Below are 18,413 nucleotides of genomic sequence, written 5' to 3' on the forward strand. Positions count from 1 at the left end.
GGTATTTTAATATGGACTTAGACAAGGAAGACCTGATCCAGAAGTATAGAGGGCGCTTAAAATCGAGTATGAAGTTCGTAATTTTAGTATTATCTATAGTTATTTTTAGTATCATTGCTGTTAATATCCATTTCTTTTATTTACTCTGGTCAAACACTTCGGACAGCGACTACTTGAAGATTAGAAACGGGTTAACAATGATTTACGGAATTTCCTTTGTATTACCTTTCATAATACTGCCTTTCAAGAAAATTAACAAGTATGTAAGGTACGCACTATTTTTACCAGCACTTTTTGAATTTTCAATTATCGCAAATATTTATCTTGTATCTCAGGGCGACGCAGTTGAGAACCTGATCACTTACTCACTTATTGCAATTATCTTGATAGTAATTATATTTGCAGCTTACAACGCATACAAATTAAGTGAACTCGCTGAGGTTCCAGTTAAAAATAATTAACGGAAATGATACTCTTTTTAGATCCATACACATTCTCGAACAGTATTAAAAGAGAGAAAAAGAAAATAAAATAGAGGTTCTAATTATGGATAATGTTCATGTTTCAGTTGGTGCTATCATTCACGACAATAAAATATTACTTGTAAAAACTCGAAGTTCCAGCGGATATTGGACGCTACCTGGAGGTAAAGTTGAGCCAGGTGAGACACTATTCGAAGCAGTCATCCGGGAAATTTATGAAGAAACTGGACTTGTTGTTGAATCTTACGCGCATCTGAGTTGTCGTACACGTAAACTCCATTACAAGACCTACTTTGTAAACTATTTCCTTTGTTCTCCTGTATGCGATGTATCACAATTGAGAGACATTAACGACGAAGTGTTCAGTATTTCATGGTTCCCGTTGGAAGATATCAATTCAATTGAGTTCTCTTCTCTGGAAGATTATAATATCTTGTCAAGTATTTGTGCTTAATATAGACGGTTGGTCTTTCCGTAGCTTAGGCTAAAAGACCTTTAATATGTACCTCCTGGTGGGTAATGTTGAGTTTGATTCTCAACGGGTAAGCTCTTGATTCTTCATTTGTTGGCACAAGTCAAGTGGTTGTGGGCTAACTGCTTGATAGTCTATTATAGACTCTCCTTTCTGTAAGGGAAGATAGCCTACCCTGCGGATTTAATCCCCATCCGTGCCACTTACGGCGAAGGGGATTTTTATTATGTCTATATTAAAAGGAGAATTGTTATGAACGATGTAGAAATTAGGCAACGTATAAAGGAACTAAATTTACAGCAAGAGAAAGCATTTACAGAGACAGAGAACTACGATGAATTTATGCGAAAGTCAGAGCAGATAACTAAAGAGTTCCGGCTAATTCGCAGTAAATGTATACATAAAATAGATTTTGACAATAGGAAAACGGGAGATTTAGCCAGCTGTAATGTATGTGATGAATTCTTCTGGGTATGTTTACAGTCACCTACATATACATGTCAGTATGACATTAAAACTGATCCTCACCGCGATGAGTGTATTTACTGTCATCAACCTTTGGAACGAAAGTAAAAATTAAGTAATGGTTAACTCCTTTAATCATCCTTTATATTAATAGATATGTAAAGATAAGGAATATAAGATTACTGAAGGGTGTTGAGTTATATGATCGATCCTCAACAATTAACTAAAGCAGAAAGCGAACGCCTACAAGAGGTTTACGAAAAAGGGGAACTAGACTTTATCGGGGATATTGACGTTTTCCTATTACGTTTAGGGGCGTTTAATTCTAAGAATTCCGGAAATCTTCGTTTATTTGGTATAATCAGTGTGATGCCTGCGCTCCCAACTGGCGTATTCTTTAATTCTGATGGTACTATCAGAAAACGTTGGTATGACGGATCATTATCTGACGCTGTACGTTTTAAGGATGTCCTTTGGCAAAAAGGGCAGATGTACACTTATATCGAACTGCACGAGAGATTTGAAGCTAAGTTGTTAGACTTCAGATTCGATGTCGATGGTGAAGGCTACGCTGAATTTAAGTTCGAAATAACTGCCCAATATGACAGCAAAGGGTTCGATATCGGGCAGATACTTAATGTAACATGCGATCACGATTACTACGGTACAGGTTATTGTCCTTGGCAGGCATTTAATAAATACTAATTTAGAGGTGACTAAAATGGAAAAGTATACTTTCTTCTGGGGAAAACAGGATGTATTTTCACAGTGGCACCCGGCAGTGTTTGTGCACGAAGGTGAAGAATTTACCTGCGCGGAACAGGCAATGATGTACCGAAAAGCTATATTGTTCGGTGATACCGCTGTAGCACAGGAACTTTTGACAGTATCACATCCTAGCGCACACAAACAGCTTGGACGTAAAGTTCGGAACTTTGATGACAAAGTTTGGAATAAACATCGCGAACAGATTGTATATGATATCAACCTTGATAAATTTACACAAAATCCTAAAATGTTGGCCGCATTAATGCAAACTAAGGGTACCAAATTGGCTGAAGCATCTCCTTACGATAAAATCTGGGGTATTGGATTCAAGTCAAGTGACCCTCGTGCTAAGGACTCCGCTAAATGGACAGGATTGAATTTACTGGGAAAAGCGCTAACTCGGCTTCGTGATAATCTTGAAAATTCAGCTAGCGCAGAAGCTAATTAACCGTGCGCAAATGTATCCCTTACATTTTGATGTATGGGAAGAATTTGCAGCAAGCTATAGATAAGATAGACATCCGACAGGGTGTCTATTTTAAATTTCAGGAGGTTTCTATGGAAAAGTACTGGAGCACTCGTGAAGGTGAAAGTATCCTTATCAGTAGTATGACAGACCAACATTTAATTAATTCATATCTAATGATGATCCGCAGAGCACCAGAGATCAAAGCTGAAGATATCCTTGCATGTTATGGTGCAGCTGCAAGTGGCGATATGGCATCATATTACGGTGATCAAGATGCAGAAAACATCCGGAGAACAGATGATATTACATATTTACGAAACAATCTTCATCCATTCAATGATATTGAGGATGCTTTGATATTACGCGGTATTGATATAGAACAGCTGATTAAAGGTAATCATTCGTGATTACCTTTTGTTGTGTCTTTTGAAAATCGTAATAATTATTAGGGAGTGAATATAGGATATTTCTGGCAGAAGATTAGTCAGAATCATTCAATTTGAGTTCCTTAATGGCTTGACTTTCTAGTTTAGAGTGCGAATTTCGTTCTCTAAGCTTAAGAGTCGAGGGGGAATTAGTATGGTTAACGTCAATTTAAAGGGTAACACTCGGGGAATCATTGATACTATGCTCCTCGAACTGGGGGTAAAATCTATATGAAAAGATTAACCTCAAGTTTAAGCCGAAGTTTAACGGCTAGAATTGTATCATTTGTGCTGGCTTTTGTTGTACTGACAGTATCAGCGGCTACATGGCTAACTTATACCACGCTGAAGGACGTAGAGTTGAGTAAACTTCGTGATATCCATAAATCTATGGCACTCAGTGTTAACTTGTATGCTAAAGAGATTAAGGCTATTATCGATGATGTCGAAGCTAAGGATCTTTATGGTAAACCTGATAGTCCGGAGTTTAAGGAGTATATGGCTAACGATCCGAACTATATCAAGGTTTACACTTTACTTAGTGAATTAGGTAAGCAGGAGTACATAGGTAGACCTTACTTGCTATACCCTGATGTGGTTGAGTCTAATGGAAAGCCTGCAACTATCTTTGTAGCTACTGGAAATCAACTAGCTGAATATGAAATGACTGGACAATCAGCATTTGAGTTACCTCAGATCTTTGTTGACTTGATGAACGACGTACAGAAAAACGGTAAGGATTATTTGGGAGAAACTCCTGATTATGACGACGGCGATGGTATCTGGATGTCAACTATGACTCAAGTCCTGGATGAAGATGGTAACTATATCGCAGATTTCAGTATTGACTTTAGCTACGAGTTCATTCATGATGAACTACGGGGTATTCTGTGGAAATCATTAGGACTCGGTGCAATTCTCGCATTAATTGAAGGGATTTTACTTGTACTCTTGGTACGTAAAATTTTGGCACCTCTCCAAGGTATCAAGGAGTTGACTCAGCGCGCAGCAGTTGGGGATTTAACTGTTGAATTACCTGAGGATCGTAACGATGAATTCGGTGAACTCTCTAAAAACTTCAATGAAATGTCACGAGGAATGCGGACACTTATCAGTGAAATTCATAGTAACAGTGCTAAAGTACTTGATGTATCTAGCAAGGTTAAGCTTGAAACATTGGTATTGGTCCGTGCATCTGATGAAAATCAGGAGAACATGCAAAATATTACTGATGGTGCTGTAGAACAAAAAGTCAGTCTTACCGAAGCTAACCGTTCTACTCAAGAAATGGCTAGTGCTATTCAGAAAATCGCAGAAAGCAGTTCACATCTTGCTGATAACAGTAGCTATGTTGCTAGTGAAACTGATATTATTCAGAGTCATATGAATAGTAGTCGCGAAGCTATCAATAAAGTTCACTCTTCTATTCAAGACAGCCATGATGGATTGCAGCAAGTTATTGAAAATACCAAAGATATTGTTAATATCGTGGATCGAATTAAGGAAATTGCGGAGCAAACAAACTTGTTATCATTAAATGCAAGTATTGAAGCTGCACGCGCCGGTGAACATGGTCGAGGTTTCGCAGTAGTTGCTGGAGAAATACGGAAACTTGCTGAGCATTCCAAAACTGCGTCTAACGATATCGTAGACATCTTGCAACGTGTAAGTGGATCAGTTGACATTTTACAGGCAGCTGCGGCTCAAAGTAATACAGACCTTGGTGAAAGTGTTACAACAATTGAGCAGGCAACTGAATCTGTCAATAACATCATTAGTCAAATTCGTGAGGTTAATAGTCAGGTCCAGGAAGTATCTGCTGCAACTGAAGAATTGTCAGCCGGGTCTGAACAAATTGCAGGAACTGTACAGCAATTACACGGTATCTCAAATAAAGCCGAGGAATCATCTGTTAAGGCTTATACCAATTCTCAGGCTCAATCAAACACTGTAAAACAACTATCAGTATTGGCTGAACAACTTCAAAAGGAAACTGAACTCGTAGTTGAAGAAATCAACAAATTCAAAGTGTAATACCTAGCCCAGGGACTAAGGTCTCTGGGTATTTATATGACGTCAAATTGGACTAACTATTGCATTTACTATCAAAATATGTTATAATAAGGAAAGTAATAAATCTTAGATAAAGGTAATAAGTGTGTCCAAGTTTGTTCTCAATTTAATCGATTGCGACAACTTCCACAGCACATTTGATTAATCTTTAGCTCGGATGGATTACCACTTTCGTGCTTATGTTAAGCTGCGAAATTCTCCCATTTATAGAGGACCAACGTTGTGTGCGTTGGTTCTTTTTCTTTGTACAGTTAAATAATACGCAGTCCATAATACATCGTAATAAATAATGGATATGAAGTAGATGGTATAAAAAATAGATTATAATATGGGAGAGTTGTCTGATGGAAGAATTGAGATACGAATCGGAAGAGGAAATGGTACAATCTACATTTGAGAAAAGTCAATATAAAAAGGATATGGACTTCATCTCTATTTTGAAGGTTTTACCTGATTTAGTACCTAGTGCAGAATTTAATCAGTTTATTGAAGAAATTCTCTCCGTCGTTACAGAGAATGATTTCAAATTTCCAGAACTAACTGCGCGCATTTCTAATAGTCCTAAACTGTCAAAAAGATACCCAGTTTACTATAAACGTTTCTCTTTTAACGTTGAAAACCTATTGAAAATTAAAGAATCTTTACACTCCGACTATGAGAATTATCAGGATAACATCAAAAAAGTACGTAAAATCTTGTTGATTTTGGCGCTTAACCGATACTTCACTGAGAATTTTGCTGAATATGTGCGAGATAAGATTTGTGAAACAAGTTGGTACCAATCTAACTTAGTGCAGGCTGACGTTTTCGAGATTCTGAATGAAGTAAGCAGAGATTTCCAATTCTCCTTAGGGCTATTCGGAAGTTTTGCTCGGGGTGATAATGATATGACAAGCGATGTAGACATTGTTATTTTCGCAAAAAATAAAAATAAAGAGAAATACTTTGAAACTCTGCTTAGAGCATTGAAAGCCGTATTACATAGCAGACTCGGCAGACCTGTTCAGCTTGTTCTACAGAGTCGTGCTAACAACAAAATTTTAAGTGTAATTTACGAGGATATGATTGTCTTTGGGCCTCCTCACCATATGGAAATTAAAACCAAAGATTTCTTCTTCGGTTATAATAAATAAACTCTATCCCTCAGATTAAATCTGGGGGATTTTTAATATATCTATAATTAATCCATTTTAATAAGTAGTATGTAGTAATGGATGGAAATATAAAAATAAATAATATGAGGTGTCCTTATGTATAATGTAGTCATTAATCTGGATTCTGAGGAAGCAGCTAATTTCGTTAAAGAGCATATCGAGAAAAGTTTACCTTTACTTAAAGGGGTAGTATCGATATACAAGCAACCTGAAGTCACATCTTTAGATAAAGTTATCGAATCCGTAAAAAATGGTAACTATTCCGGAAAAATTTCAGTAGTAGCAAAAGATAACATCGAAATCACTGAACATTCTGAATATAAAGTTAAGGTGCAAGGGTATCACGAAGAACTCGATAAACTATTTTATATCAAAGATAAAAGTACGCGTACATTCAGAGAGCGATTGAGAATTATTTCTAAGGACATCGTGAATCACCTGATGGATATGAGTATGCATTTTACAGATGGACTGACAACTTACATAACAAACTCTCTCGATTTTAACTCAGAACTCTCACAGGAAAACGGAGTTGAAATGTACCATGAGGTCATTTCAATTGTTAATTCCTTTGAGAATTTCTGCGATAAGTATTACTTAGAATCGTCTAAAATTTCACGTATCAACAATGTTTTGGAGTACTTGAAGTCGGATATGGAACATTATTCTAGACTTAATGCTTCTGAGATTGATGAAAGTCTCTACGTAGGTGGTCCCGAATATACAGGTAAACACTACTCTTTAATATACAAGCATCTTAAGAGTCAGGTACCTTTGCTTATCGACGAGTTAGAGAATTTCGGGCCAATTAAAGACAAAGAATTAGTTTACGACATGAAATTCTTACGTAATACATTTTCTAATAGCTTCGAGGGCGACTACCTTAAGTTTCACGGTCAACTAGATAGCCTTATCAACTTTGCTGAAAAATTGGTGTCTGAATACAATCGTAATAAATAGGTTGCAAGTATAAATACTTAATAAAAACTGAATATATAAGGGAGAATTGCACATGGAATCAAAGGAAACGGTTGGATTTGATTCATTAATTTCTGGGCATGACAGACTTGAGGAAAGAAGGAAACTCAAGAAAGAGAAGGAATTAAAAGGGCTACACCTAATGCTCAGACTACGGCAAATTTCTGAGTTTATGTCTGACGACGAGGTTCTGGATACTTGTGATAAAGTCTCTGAATTTATCGATGGTGCTTTTTTCTTCACTCGTGAGAATTATTCCCACGTGACAGACTCAAGAGGAATACGTAACCTTGATGAAACAGCGCGTAGAATTAATAATCTCAAAAATAGAGTAGATATCTATAAAAATATGAGGATATCTGCCGATAGTGTAGATGATAAACTGATTACACTTTCGAGAGAAGTTCTCAGATGTATCGGAACTATTGTAACATATAGATATGACGTATACAGCGACATGTTCATCGAAAAAGTCACTGAGTGTATTCGTAAATGTAATTGGTATACCGAAGAACTCGACCAACTCGAAGTAGTGAAGGCTGTATATACTGTTTCAAAAGCTGGAAACTTTAGTATGGTTTTGATTAATTCTGACGATTACCATAAAAATAGCGAAGTATCACTTGTTGTTTTTGGCAAAGATAAGGGTCACTATGAACTTAAAATCAAGCCTTTTATTCGGGAATACCAAAAAACATTATACCGCACTATTGGACGACCTGTAAAAATAATACCATCAGGATACATCGGTAAGGTTGTAGATAAAGACAGTGCGTTTATCACATTCACACGGCAAATTTACATGTTCAATGGGTCACCAAAAGAGTGCAGCATTGATTCATACAAAAATTACAAGGAATTTGTACTTAAGTCGCTGTATAGATAGTATTTTTAATAAATATTAAAATAAATATCGCTGGAGGACAAATATGAACTACGGATATAAAAAAGACAAGCACTGGGAAGACTTCTGGTCAACTGTTGAAAGATCTAATCGATCGAAAAGTAATGAAATAACACCTGAACATTTCGATTTTAGTACGATTGTTTCCGTGGTAACGGGTGATGGTACCGAGTACATTCGGGGTTATTGGGGCATGAACTGGGATGGGATTCAGACAGAATCTATTTACATGACTCCTCTTTTAGACGATGGACCTACTATAGAGGTAAAAATATCCGATATTGTTGAGATTAAGCATGCTCATGTGCAGAAATTCGTAAGTAAAAAATAAACTATAGTCAAACAAACATTTTAGGGCTACTGAATCCTCGGTAGCCCTATTTTAGTATGATATAGAATCAAAATACATTGGAGGAATAATTATGGAACTACGATTACTTGTTTATGAGATTGAGGAAAACGGTAAGATCCAATATAATTGGCGACCATATATGACGGAAAATGGTGTCGAAAATCCCACTAAAGTACTAGACAATATTTTAGGTGATAACACTAAGGTAAGAACTGTTTTTGATACAAAAGCATATACGACTATGACTGACTCCATATATACAACTGATCCTGATTTTGATGTAGATGATGATGGGGACGGTGCAACCTATGGGACTGTTCTCCTATATGTAACTCCTTTTCATGACGTGAGTGCATATGGTATGTATTATAACGAAGGTAAATTTACGAATTATGTTGATTTTGATCCTGCTAGTCTATCTGATTATATCGTTGATGATAGTTTCTTAACTTTCATTAAGACTAATCACGCTGGTTTCGATGCTGTAGGTGAGGTGGCAGTGGAATCTACAATTGCCTATTTCGTTAAAGATACTATCGACGAAACTTATGAAGCACTGAAAGAGGACTTTTCCACTATCACTAATTATTTGAATTTATTTCCTGAGGAACACAGAGAAAACTACAGATACCTCTTGGCTATCGCAGCTAAACTTGGATTCCTTCGGGATTTGAGATAGTATAAAAATAAATAATCTATTACTTGTAACATTTAGCCTATCTTATAACTACTGCCGATGTAATATTAAATTAAAATTACAGTATAGGGGGTTTTATTCTGAGAATATTTTTTGACGCGGATGACGTACTTGTTGAAGCTACATTACCTGCCATTGCACGTTATAACGAAGAATACAATGAAAATTTAACTATGTCAGATATACGGGATTTTAACATGGTTGATTGTGTGCGTCCAGGAACAAGTATTGAAAAATATTATAACGAACCGGGATTTTACAGAACGTTCTTACCTCGACCTGGAATGCAGGAGTGTATTAGTAAACTATTCCATGAGGGTCATGAAATATTTATCGCAACCTCCTCTCCTATAACCGGAATACTTGACAAGATTGAATGCTATGAGGAACATTTCCCAGAATTCTCCTGGAGTCTCGGTAATATAATACCTATCACTAGTAAACACGTTTTATATGGTGATTTGATTGTCGATGACAAAATGGACAATATTTTAGAATCATCTTGTAGGCATAAGTTCCTTATGGATGCTCCTTGGAATCAAGACTTCACTTATGATGGAGTACTATATACTCGAGTTTACGGTGCAAATGACGTATACAATGGAATTCAATCTTTAATTTTAAGTGTAACTTAACCTTACACCCAAATATAAATTTACGGAGGTTCCTAGATGTCAGCTATAAATTATACTTACCCAGATGTTATGGACTATTCTCTCGATAACACTGCCAATTATAACTACACTTTCAATTACATGGCAATTGCGAAATTTATCTCTGAAGTACGAATGATAACTAACCCTTATGAGTATGCTATGTGTTCTTTTAAATTGTTCAGGCTGTTGAAAGACTGTGCGGGTCACGACAGAATTTACGAAACTAATGCTGAATATATAGGTAAGCTTGAAACACAATACGTTAATATTAATAACTACCTCAGTGGGTTGGAACAGATGGATACTGAGTATAAGCATCGTAGTGAATCAATTATCATGGAACTGGATGCATTTTTACGTCAAATATACAATATTAATCCCTTAGTATTGGGATAATAAAATAAATTTATCTATTATAAGTCTTTTTAAATAAGTGTTAGTGGATAGCAGTGGTATAGATTATTTAAGTGATTCTAGACACTCATTTAATTAGTTTATACATGGTGCTAGGGTTCGAATCCCGATATCCACTACAGGGGTTAAACGGTTCGGAGTTTGATACTCTGGTGGTTCGATTCCACCTACGGATAAGCGGTCTTAGCAGATCGTAGTGCGGGTTCAAATCCCGTAACCCCTATTACAACTTGTCTGTAGCTCATATGATGAGTAAAATCCATGATTTTAAGGGTCATAACCTCTACAGGTATCTAATATTGTTGGGAGGAAAGTGAATGACGGTACAGGTAACGAAAGAAGTAGTACATCTTGGCATCGGTAATTATCCAGCGGATTATAAGTTGAATTATACCGGTGATCTTGCACTTGCAACTACAGCATACATTATTGTACATGGTGCTATGGGTAATTCTGAAACAACAAATGGATTAGCGCAGCAATTGGCGCAGAACTATGAAAATCAGCCTGTTTTTCAGCTGGACCTGGTGAATCACGGCACATCATCATCGGAAATTTACGAAAGTGATATCGACAGTTACGCAGGATATGTGACTGAATTTGTTACAACATTGCGTGATCAGCGGGTCATTGGGGATGATGTAGTTTTGATCGGTCACTCAATGGGCGGTTCTGTAGTATCTACAGCAGTACTGAATGGATTGAATGTATCACGATTGGTACTTGTAAGTACACGTCCTGACTTTACTGATTTCGGTGCATTTTTGGGTACGCCTGTTGAACAGGTTCCAGTATTATTTGAGCAGCTTATGACGGCTGAGTTTTCTACTGGATTGACTGAAGAACAGTCTCAGTACTTTATTTCTCAAATTCCAGCTATGTCTGTGCAGCCGCTTGCGGGTAAATATGACATTTTCGCGCTTTCCAACTTCAATATCCGTGATAAATTGCATCAAATCAATGTACCTCTTACGTTGATTACCGGCGATTCCGATACAACTGTTCCTCTGGAATCTGCCTTGGAGTATTCGCGCGGAGTCTCCGGATTTGCCGAAGAGTTCATTATTGAAGGTGGAACTCACACAGCGGTGATCAAAAACAGCGAACTCGTAGCATCATATATTTAATTAAATTTACGCTTATCGGGTTCAATTTACCTGATAAGCGTTTTTCAATTTAAGATAGAGTACATACGGTTTGGTTGCGGAAGGAATAAGAATAAATGATTAAGGAGGTAGTTAGATGCAAGCTATCCGTTTAAATGATTTAACTAATTTGAGGTATAATGACGATTATACTATTCGATCAATAGTTGAGAGACTTTCGCAATATTCTGTGATTCACAATGTAATACTGTTTGGATCACGTGCACGAGGAACACATCGAGACGATTCAGATACGGATGTAATGATTATTACTGAGACAGATATTCCTTTTGATGAAGAATTATGGTCATTTTTTGAGGCTATCAACGAAAGAAACGGCACGGACGTAAGGATTTCACCTATAAGTGTTGCCGAGTGGAATAATCCAACTTATGAAGAATCTATTGAAATTAGACAGAACATTTACAATGAAGGTATCATTATTGCGGATTACATTTAAACTCACGTGGAGAAATCAAGTGAGTAGTTATAACTAATACGGAAGAACCAATATTAAAAGTGAGGTGGACAGATTTGATGGATAGAGATCAAGAAGGGTATTATGATAATCTGGTAGCGTCGTTAGGATTTAGTGATGTGGAACAGTACAACTATGATTTGATTAAAAATGGTTTAGCTTATGACGAAGATATTCAGCGATCAGATAGACCTTGGGATAAAGTATGGGGACCGAAATTTTTCGAACTTAACCCTACAGGAATAACTTTCGAGGACGCCCCGCTTAGCACTTTCATAGTTGTTATATCGCCAATTTTAGGGTCAGTATACTCTGGTGTTTTTGGCACTAAAATTGGTAGAGGATCAATCTTCATCAAACTATCCGAAGAACTCATTTATTTAGTTGACGGTTGGTACTGGGGATCTGATTATTTTGGGCCAACACGCACAAGTGGGCAGCGTGGGTATTTTAATGTATATTCGCATAGACTTAAAAGATCACTTCAAGACGGAAAAGATGTTAAAATGCTGGCAGACATCATTAACCCTTAGCATATTTGCTGAGGGTCATACTACGGGTCCATAGCTCAGTTGGTTAGAGCGTCGAGCTCATAACTCGGTGGTCGGGGGTTCGAGTCCCTCTGGACCCATTAAAATAATTATCTACTACATTAATTCTCAGTAATATCTTTTACTAGTCATTAATAGTATATATCAGAGAAGAAATCAGATATAGGTACAACTTACCCAACTAATTATTTCAAAAAGCTATCTAAATTTGATTATACCTCTAGACAAAATAATTGGGGGTTTAACTATGGTTATAACAGGACACTACGTACGGGCTTCATATTACTCTTATGTAGGCAGTATGATCAATATTGTATTTCATGACGGAAGTTCCGTATACGCTTTGGTAACTGAAATCACTTTTAGTGAGATATGTACGAACATGGGTAATTTCAGCTTTAATGACATCAGTCACATTGATTTGTAATTCATACGTTGGAGAGGGTTTGATGTCATGGAGATATTAATTAAGTTACTGGCAGTAGTATTTGTCATTGCCTTAGTGGGATTTAATTATATTCGAGCGATGGATGATATTGCATACATTAGTCCCTCACCTAAGTATTCAGAAGAGCGTAGCCTTAAAAATATCAAGTATTTGAAAATTACTTATACATCTATCTTCATCGTTTTTGTATTATCTTTAGTAAGCTATCTTATTTTAGATATACTCATGTAGGAGGTATTAACGTGAGCAAGGTATATACAGTTATGACAGCTACTGCACGTGAGAGTGATATTTATAATAGATATCGCGCCGGGGAACAGTTCAAAGTTTACGATGATAACGGTACACTATTCATCGAAGCAAGACTCTCGGGTAAAATTGCAATAGCTAGTCGTGACAACTTTGGTACAATCCAATATTTTGGAACTGATTTTGATATAGATTAGTAAAGACCTCCATTATAGGGGGTCTTTTTATTTGTACATTTTTAATCATCGAGCGGAATTCTAGCGTGTTCAGTATAGGTTAAGGTAATTAATGTTGTATCTAGGAGGTGAACGTATGAATTATATTGATTTTAAGATGCTACTGATAGATTTGCATGAATACCATAATAGAGGTGTTCTATACACAATCACTCTATATGACGGATGCGGATTTAATGGTCATACTCGATGTTCGATTAATGAATATTATTTAATCACTGAAAATATTGGGTATATCTCGTTCATGACTCCTGTTGATACTGCATACTCGTTTAACATCCGATTAGATGAAACCGAAGGTATCACGGTGAGTGGAACCGTTGAAAAGTTAATTATCAAATACTCTGATGGAAGCATTTGCTCTATCGTCGCTGAAGTATAATCAACATTGTAATGGAGTTGTTGAAATGAGGAGAATTGACGAAGTTAGAAGTAAAAAGATGCGGAATGTTAAAATGGTCGAAGTAATCGATAAAAAGCGAATTAAAGTTATCTTTAACAACAATCAGGAGATCGTACTTAAAGCTGAACCTGAAGATTTCGGGTATGACTCTGCTATCTATATAGAAGAAGACAACATTCAATAACAATCAAAATTTACAGGCAGGTATGATATGAAAAAACGTAAAAAACTATGGATCACTACTGGGATTTTGGCAGTGGTCGTAACATTGGGAATGTATTTTACATACCCACTTCGTGTAACACTAGCAGGTACTTTACTTACAACTCAACACCCTCAGTACGCTTGGGTAACCTTAATTGGTCAGGATAAAATTAATGAACTCAGAAATAAGTCGTTAAAACCGATAGTTGTTAATACATTGATCATGGCACCTATCCGGAAACCTTTAACTGAAGAAATGATTACATCAGCTATCCCAGTTCCTGAAGTTAAAGAGGATCTGAAGACTCATTATGTCGAATTCGAGCGTAACTTCTCACCTACCCATTATTTCAAAGGACGCTTAGTCACAGTAAACGATGCAACTAAGGTGAGACTGGTTCCGGCTACGATACATGATAAAGGTACAAAACGTGAACGTGGCGAATGGCTTGAGGAAATCGTAAAAACTAATAATGCGATTGTGGCATTGAATGCTAGCGGATTCAGTGATCCTGGCGGAAAGAGTTGGGCATCACACCCAATGGGATTAGTTATCATTGATGGAGAAGTAATTCAGGATTATGATGTAAACGCCAACTCAACTGCACTAGGTATCACATATGACGGACGATTGATCACGGGTAAATTTACATCAGAGGAACTGCTTAATTTCGGTGTACGTGACGCTGTTAGTTTTAAGCCACAGTTGATTGTGGATGGTAAATCGCTATTTCCTGATGAAAGTTCTGAGTGGGGTTATCAACCACGTAGTGCTGTCGGTCAAACTGAAGATGGATCAATTGTCTTAATTCAGATTGACGGGCGTAAAGCAGAGTCAATCGGGGCATCGATGAAAGACATGGCGGACATTTTACTGGAGTACGGAGTAGTTAATGCTATGGCAATGGATGGTGGTACCTCCGCCTTCTTAAGTTATAATGGTGAAACTAAAACTGTATCTCCGGTCAGTGATAAACGCGGCAGATTTTTACCTAACGCTTGGGTCGTAGTACCTGACGAAGATGAGAAAGTGGACATGGCTTACGCTGATAAAGTAGATATTAAGTGATGGTTGAGGTATGAGATTAGTACTCGTTTAATCACTTCATATAACTTTTAATTGGAGGAATCTGAATGTCTGATTATGCATTGATGCAGTGCAGTTCTTGTAAACGCGTAGGTACGGTAAGTAAATTCAACTTACAGTTCAGTAAGGAATGTCAAGCTTGTTTTAAACGTGACCTAATCTACGTAACTGAAAATTCAACTGAGATCGACTTCTCCTATAACCATGATTTAAGTGTTGATAACTCTGATAATCCTTTTGATGCATTTGTTAATGTATACAGGGTAACACGACATTATGGTGGACCTGAAGAAGGTGGTTGGTGGTACAATAACTACCGCTGTGTCGAAACTGTTAAGTCGAACTTATTTTTAGCTAAAACTGTATTAGAGCAACTAGAAGAAAAGTACAGTGAGCATGCACACGGTGATATTTATTCTGTAAACGGTGGACAGGAATTTGTTGTTGCAGTCGAAGTTTTGGAAGCTCAAGGCGAAGATACGTCCCGACCATACTACGAATAATCGAGGTAGGTGACTATTTTGACAGGTGCAGCTACACTAATACTTTATTCTATTATATCCATAATTACCACGACTATAATCTCAATTTACATGTGTATTTACACCTGTTTCCGTAGTGTGGCGATAGCAACTAAGACTGATGAGAAAGCCAGTTTGGCTAAACATCTTAAGGATAACTCGCAGCACTTAGTATTCACGTTAGCCTTCGGAGTGATTCAGGTCACTGGTATACTGTTCAGTTCAAATATTTATTTTACATTGGTCTTAGCTACACTGGCAGTACTTCCGATATTGTTCATCATAAAAGGTCTTAATATCATTGATAAAATACGTGTAGGATTCCAGGAGATATTTACATTTCAAGGTAGAATTCCGCTATATATGTATATTTTAATTTTTAACTACTATATCATCAATATCTTGAATATCTCTACCTTATAGAACCCCTTATGGGTTCTTTTTTATGCGGCGGGATAGATAAATTGTTGGCAGAATTTAACTTTCACTGTTAACAATATTTGGACGGTGGCATTAAGGTTGGATGAGGTAGTTCCTCACATAATATGTAAAGAAGGTGCTTTGATTTGGGAGAATCGCAGCTAGTAAAATTAGAGGGTTTAAGTGAGAAAATTTTCCTTGACCGCTATGCGTTGAAAGACGCTGATGTAAATAATGTAAAAGTCGGAGATACTATTTTAGTTCTGGTAAAGGACGATCCTCAGTATCCAACTAAGGAAGTCGGTCTTGTGACTGAGCGTTCCGGTGTTAATTTGAAGGTTGAATTACGTAGCGGTGAGACGATTGATACTGTAACTGATAAAATTACTCTGACTGTTGAAAATTCGCCTTCTGAGATGTGGGATCGATTGGCAGGAGCAATGGCATCCGTCGAGAAGACTCCGGAATTACAGGAAGAATGGCGAGGTAAATTCCGGAATTTGTTGGACGATTGGAAATTGGTACCTGGTGGACGGATTGCCGCAGGTGCTGATGCGAATGACGAACTAACATTATTTAACTGTTATGTTATTCCAAGTCCTAAAGATTCACGTGGCGGTATTATGCAAACATTGTCCGAAATGACTGAGATTATGTCACGTGGTGGCGGAGTTGGTATTAATATTTCATCACTACGACCGCATAGATCTATTGTACGTGGAGTAAACGGATCATCTAGTGGTTCTGTCTCCTGGGGCGGATTATTCAGCTACACGACTGGATTGATTGAACAGGGTGGTTCACGTCGTGGGGCATTGATGTTGATGATTCATGACTGGCACCCTGATGTTGAACAGTTCATCACAGTCAAGCAACAATCTGGGCTAATCACTAATGCTAACCTTTCGGTATGTGTCTCCAACGACTTCATGAAAGCTGTCAAAGAAGACTTGGATTGGGAACTGGTATTCCCTGATACCTCCGTTGAAAATTATGATGAGTTGTGGGATGGGGACTTGGCCAAATGGAAAGCAGCAGGAAGGAGCGTAATCCATTATCGGACAGTTAAGGCACGCTACCTGTGGAATCAAATTATCGAATCGGCTTGGAAATCAGCTGAACCTGGCGTAGTCTTCATGGAATATTACAATGAAATGAGTAACTCTTGGTACTTTAATCCAATTATTTGTACTAACCCATGTGGCGAGCAAGGTTTGCCAGCTTGGGGAGTATGTAACTTATCCGCGTTGAACCTATCTAAATTTTACGATGAGACACGTGAGGATGTCGACTGGGATTCTCTTTCCGAGTCTGTACGTTATGCGGTACGTTTCTTGGATAACGTAATTACTAAAACACCTTACCATTTCGAAGAGAATCGGATTAATCAGACTTCTGAGCGACGTGTAGGTTTGGGAACAATGGGATTGGCAGAACTTTTGATCAAATTGAAAGTCCGTTACGGTTCGCCGGAATCCTTAGATTTCTTGGATAAGTTGTATGGATTCATTGCTGCTGAAGCTTATCTTGAATCATCGGCACTTGCGGCAGAAAAAGGATCATTTGACCAATTTGATGCAGATAAGTTGTTGCAAAGTGGCTTCCTCAAGAATATGGTAGCAACCTATCCTGAGGTTGGTGAAGCTATCCGAGCGCAAGGTTTACGTAATGTTACAGTATTGACTCAGGCTCCGACTGGATCAACTGGTACAATGGTCGGAACATCTACCGGTATCGAACCCTACTTTGCATTTAAGTATTTCCGTCAAAGTCGATTAGGCTATGACATGCAGTATGTACCAATTGCACAGGATTGGTTGGACGCGCATACTGGCGAAGAATTACCTGAATATTTCGTGACCGCGATGCAACTTTCTGCAAAAGATCATGTGCGTACTCAAGCAGCTATTCAACGTTGGGTTGATAGTTCTATTTCAAAAACTGCCAATGCACCTAAGGATTTTACAGTCGAGGAGACTCGTGAACTCTATGAATTGGCTTTCGACCTCGGTTGTAAAGGTGTAACAATCTATCGTGACGGTTGCCGTGATGTACAAGTACTTTCGACAGAAGATAAATCCTAAGTTTACTAAGAGACCTACGGGTCTCTTTTTTATTGTCTATAAATAATCGTAATAAATAGGTAGTATGGAGAATAAATGGAAGCGAATAATAACAGTGATTGGGGGATGATTTCGTGTGCGATATCTGCGCTAGTGGGGATACTCCGGTACGTTACAAATATGTAAACGTAGCTCAGGTGACTAACAACAGAGCACATCGTAAAAAGAGATTACATAAAAAGTGGGGCAAGCGCTACGGGTATAACACAAAGATGGTTCTCGCAAAAATTAAAGTTGAA

At 37.5% G+C, this 18,413-nt stretch carries 23 protein-coding genes, 1 tRNA gene and 1 pseudogene; all 25 read left to right on the forward strand.

Annotated features, from left to right (window positions below):
• The first annotated feature begins 11 nt into the window (after positions 1-11).
• Positions 12-461, forward strand: coding sequence for a hypothetical protein (locus tag ABGV42_RS00530; protein WP_347379869.1), 450 nt, complete (start codon positions 12-14; stop codon positions 459-461).
• A gap of 85 nt (positions 462-546) precedes the next feature.
• Positions 547-936, forward strand: a complete 390-nt coding sequence (locus tag ABGV42_RS00535) for an NUDIX hydrolase (protein WP_347379870.1) — start codon at positions 547-549, stop codon at positions 934-936.
• Between the two features lie 270 nt (positions 937-1,206).
• Complete coding sequence (locus tag ABGV42_RS00540; protein ID WP_347379871.1) at positions 1,207-1,527, forward strand: hypothetical protein; 321 nt, start codon at positions 1,207-1,209, stop codon at positions 1,525-1,527.
• Between the two features lie 93 nt (positions 1,528-1,620).
• Complete coding sequence (locus ABGV42_RS00545; RefSeq protein WP_347379872.1) at positions 1,621-2,124, forward strand: hypothetical protein; 504 nt, start codon at positions 1,621-1,623, stop codon at positions 2,122-2,124.
• Between the two features lie 16 nt (positions 2,125-2,140).
• The gene (locus tag ABGV42_RS00550) at positions 2,141-2,635 is read left to right on the forward strand and encodes an NADAR family protein (RefSeq protein ID WP_347379873.1); all 495 of its coding nucleotides are present in this window, start codon (positions 2,141-2,143) and stop codon (positions 2,633-2,635) included.
• Between the two features lie 110 nt (positions 2,636-2,745).
• Positions 2,746-3,063 carry a hypothetical protein gene (locus ABGV42_RS00555; protein WP_347379874.1) on the forward strand — a complete coding sequence of 106 codons (318 nt, stop codon included), beginning with the start codon at positions 2,746-2,748 and terminating at the stop codon, positions 3,061-3,063.
• Between the two features lie 249 nt (positions 3,064-3,312).
• The gene (locus tag ABGV42_RS00560) at positions 3,313-5,115 is read left to right on the forward strand and encodes a methyl-accepting chemotaxis protein (protein WP_347379875.1); all 1,803 of its coding nucleotides are present in this window, start codon (positions 3,313-3,315) and stop codon (positions 5,113-5,115) included.
• Between the two features lie 383 nt (positions 5,116-5,498).
• Positions 5,499-6,287 carry a nucleotidyltransferase family protein gene (locus tag ABGV42_RS00565; RefSeq protein WP_347379876.1) on the forward strand — a complete coding sequence of 263 codons (789 nt, stop codon included), beginning with the start codon at positions 5,499-5,501 and terminating at the stop codon, positions 6,285-6,287.
• Positions 6,288-6,404: 117 nt separating this feature from the next.
• Positions 6,405-7,268 (forward strand): hypothetical protein, encoded by an 864-nt coding sequence (locus ABGV42_RS00570; RefSeq protein WP_347379877.1) that lies wholly within the window; start codon positions 6,405-6,407, stop codon positions 7,266-7,268.
• 52 nt (positions 7,269-7,320) lie between these two features.
• Positions 7,321-8,172: a hypothetical protein gene (locus ABGV42_RS00575; protein ID WP_347379878.1), complete on the forward strand. Its 852-nt coding sequence runs from the start codon at positions 7,321-7,323 to the stop codon at positions 8,170-8,172.
• Positions 8,173-8,215: 43 nt separating this feature from the next.
• Positions 8,216-8,521, forward strand: coding sequence for a hypothetical protein (locus ABGV42_RS00580; RefSeq protein WP_347379879.1), 306 nt, complete (start codon positions 8,216-8,218; stop codon positions 8,519-8,521).
• Positions 8,522-8,612: 91 nt separating this feature from the next.
• The gene (locus tag ABGV42_RS00585; protein WP_347379880.1) at positions 8,613-9,221 is read left to right on the forward strand and encodes a hypothetical protein; all 609 of its coding nucleotides are present in this window, start codon (positions 8,613-8,615) and stop codon (positions 9,219-9,221) included.
• A gap of 104 nt (positions 9,222-9,325) precedes the next feature.
• Entirely contained in the window at positions 9,326-9,874 is a 549-nt protein-coding gene (locus tag ABGV42_RS31835) for a 5' nucleotidase, NT5C type (protein WP_431523592.1), read from the forward strand.
• A 36-nt stretch (positions 9,875-9,910) separates the two neighbouring features.
• The gene (locus ABGV42_RS00590; protein ID WP_347379881.1) at positions 9,911-10,291 is read left to right on the forward strand and encodes a hypothetical protein; all 381 of its coding nucleotides are present in this window, start codon (positions 9,911-9,913) and stop codon (positions 10,289-10,291) included.
• Positions 10,292-10,626: 335 nt separating this feature from the next.
• Entirely contained in the window at positions 10,627-11,436 is an 810-nt protein-coding gene (locus ABGV42_RS00595; protein WP_347379882.1) for an alpha/beta fold hydrolase, read from the forward strand.
• A 115-nt stretch (positions 11,437-11,551) separates the two neighbouring features.
• A complete protein-coding gene (locus tag ABGV42_RS00600; protein WP_347379883.1) occupies positions 11,552-11,914 on the forward strand; it encodes a nucleotidyltransferase domain-containing protein in 363 nt (120 codons plus the stop codon).
• A 77-nt stretch (positions 11,915-11,991) separates the two neighbouring features.
• Positions 11,992-12,465 (forward strand): hypothetical protein, encoded by a 474-nt coding sequence (locus ABGV42_RS00605; RefSeq protein ID WP_347379884.1) that lies wholly within the window; start codon positions 11,992-11,994, stop codon positions 12,463-12,465.
• A gap of 24 nt (positions 12,466-12,489) precedes the next feature.
• A tRNA-Met gene (locus tag ABGV42_RS00610) sits at positions 12,490-12,563 on the forward strand.
• A gap of 374 nt (positions 12,564-12,937) precedes the next feature.
• Positions 12,938-13,162 carry a hypothetical protein gene (locus tag ABGV42_RS00615; RefSeq protein WP_347379885.1) on the forward strand — a complete coding sequence of 75 codons (225 nt, stop codon included), beginning with the start codon at positions 12,938-12,940 and terminating at the stop codon, positions 13,160-13,162.
• Positions 13,163-13,173: 11 nt separating this feature from the next.
• A complete protein-coding gene (locus tag ABGV42_RS00620) occupies positions 13,174-13,377 on the forward strand; it encodes a hypothetical protein (RefSeq protein ID WP_347379886.1) in 204 nt (67 codons plus the stop codon).
• A 115-nt stretch (positions 13,378-13,492) separates the two neighbouring features.
• On the forward strand, positions 13,493-13,798 hold the full coding sequence (locus ABGV42_RS00625) for a hypothetical protein (protein ID WP_347379887.1): 306 nt from the start codon (positions 13,493-13,495) through the stop codon (positions 13,796-13,798).
• Positions 13,799-13,856: 58 nt separating this feature from the next.
• A complete protein-coding gene (locus tag ABGV42_RS00630; RefSeq protein WP_347379888.1) occupies positions 13,857-14,003 on the forward strand; it encodes a hypothetical protein in 147 nt (48 codons plus the stop codon).
• 27 nt (positions 14,004-14,030) lie between these two features.
• Complete coding sequence (locus ABGV42_RS00635; protein WP_347379889.1) at positions 14,031-15,092, forward strand: phosphodiester glycosidase family protein; 1,062 nt, start codon at positions 14,031-14,033, stop codon at positions 15,090-15,092.
• A 65-nt stretch (positions 15,093-15,157) separates the two neighbouring features.
• Complete coding sequence (locus tag ABGV42_RS00640; RefSeq protein WP_347379890.1) at positions 15,158-15,613, forward strand: hypothetical protein; 456 nt, start codon at positions 15,158-15,160, stop codon at positions 15,611-15,613.
• 584 nt (positions 15,614-16,197) lie between these two features.
• Positions 16,198-18,129 (forward strand): annotated as a pseudogene (locus ABGV42_RS00645) (adenosylcobalamin-dependent ribonucleoside-diphosphate reductase); the annotation flags it as partial.
• Positions 18,130-18,413 lie beyond the last annotated feature (284 nt).

Origin of the sequence: Paenibacillus pabuli, from assembly GCF_039831995.1 — a bacterium.
Lineage (GTDB): Bacteria > Bacillota > Bacilli > Paenibacillales > Paenibacillaceae > Paenibacillus > Paenibacillus pabuli_C.

Coding starts and splice junctions, on each gene's coding strand:
- ABGV42_RS00530 (WP_347379869.1), top strand. CDS start 12: ATGGACTTAGACAAGGAAGACCTGATCCAGAAGTATAGAGGGCGCTTA.
- ABGV42_RS00535 (WP_347379870.1), top strand. CDS start 547: ATGGATAATGTTCATGTTTCAGTTGGTGCTATCATTCACGACAATAAA.
- ABGV42_RS00540 (WP_347379871.1), top strand. CDS start 1,207: ATGAACGATGTAGAAATTAGGCAACGTATAAAGGAACTAAATTTACAG.
- ABGV42_RS00545 (WP_347379872.1), top strand. CDS start 1,621: ATGATCGATCCTCAACAATTAACTAAAGCAGAAAGCGAACGCCTACAA.
- ABGV42_RS00550 (WP_347379873.1), top strand. CDS start 2,141: ATGGAAAAGTATACTTTCTTCTGGGGAAAACAGGATGTATTTTCACAG.
- ABGV42_RS00555 (WP_347379874.1), top strand. CDS start 2,746: ATGGAAAAGTACTGGAGCACTCGTGAAGGTGAAAGTATCCTTATCAGT.
- ABGV42_RS00560 (WP_347379875.1), top strand. CDS start 3,313: ATGAAAAGATTAACCTCAAGTTTAAGCCGAAGTTTAACGGCTAGAATT.
- ABGV42_RS00565 (WP_347379876.1), top strand. CDS start 5,499: ATGGAAGAATTGAGATACGAATCGGAAGAGGAAATGGTACAATCTACA.
- ABGV42_RS00570 (WP_347379877.1), top strand. CDS start 6,405: ATGTATAATGTAGTCATTAATCTGGATTCTGAGGAAGCAGCTAATTTC.
- ABGV42_RS00575 (WP_347379878.1), top strand. CDS start 7,321: ATGGAATCAAAGGAAACGGTTGGATTTGATTCATTAATTTCTGGGCAT.
- ABGV42_RS00580 (WP_347379879.1), top strand. CDS start 8,216: ATGAACTACGGATATAAAAAAGACAAGCACTGGGAAGACTTCTGGTCA.
- ABGV42_RS00585 (WP_347379880.1), top strand. CDS start 8,613: ATGGAACTACGATTACTTGTTTATGAGATTGAGGAAAACGGTAAGATC.
- ABGV42_RS00590 (WP_347379881.1), top strand. CDS start 9,911: ATGTCAGCTATAAATTATACTTACCCAGATGTTATGGACTATTCTCTC.
- ABGV42_RS00595 (WP_347379882.1), top strand. CDS start 10,627: ATGACGGTACAGGTAACGAAAGAAGTAGTACATCTTGGCATCGGTAAT.
- ABGV42_RS00600 (WP_347379883.1), top strand. CDS start 11,552: ATGCAAGCTATCCGTTTAAATGATTTAACTAATTTGAGGTATAATGAC.
- ABGV42_RS00605 (WP_347379884.1), top strand. CDS start 11,992: ATGGATAGAGATCAAGAAGGGTATTATGATAATCTGGTAGCGTCGTTA.
- ABGV42_RS00615 (WP_347379885.1), top strand. CDS start 12,938: ATGGAGATATTAATTAAGTTACTGGCAGTAGTATTTGTCATTGCCTTA.
- ABGV42_RS00625 (WP_347379887.1), top strand. CDS start 13,493: ATGAATTATATTGATTTTAAGATGCTACTGATAGATTTGCATGAATAC.
- ABGV42_RS00630 (WP_347379888.1), top strand. CDS start 13,857: ATGCGGAATGTTAAAATGGTCGAAGTAATCGATAAAAAGCGAATTAAA.
- ABGV42_RS00635 (WP_347379889.1), top strand. CDS start 14,031: ATGAAAAAACGTAAAAAACTATGGATCACTACTGGGATTTTGGCAGTG.
- ABGV42_RS00640 (WP_347379890.1), top strand. CDS start 15,158: ATGTCTGATTATGCATTGATGCAGTGCAGTTCTTGTAAACGCGTAGGT.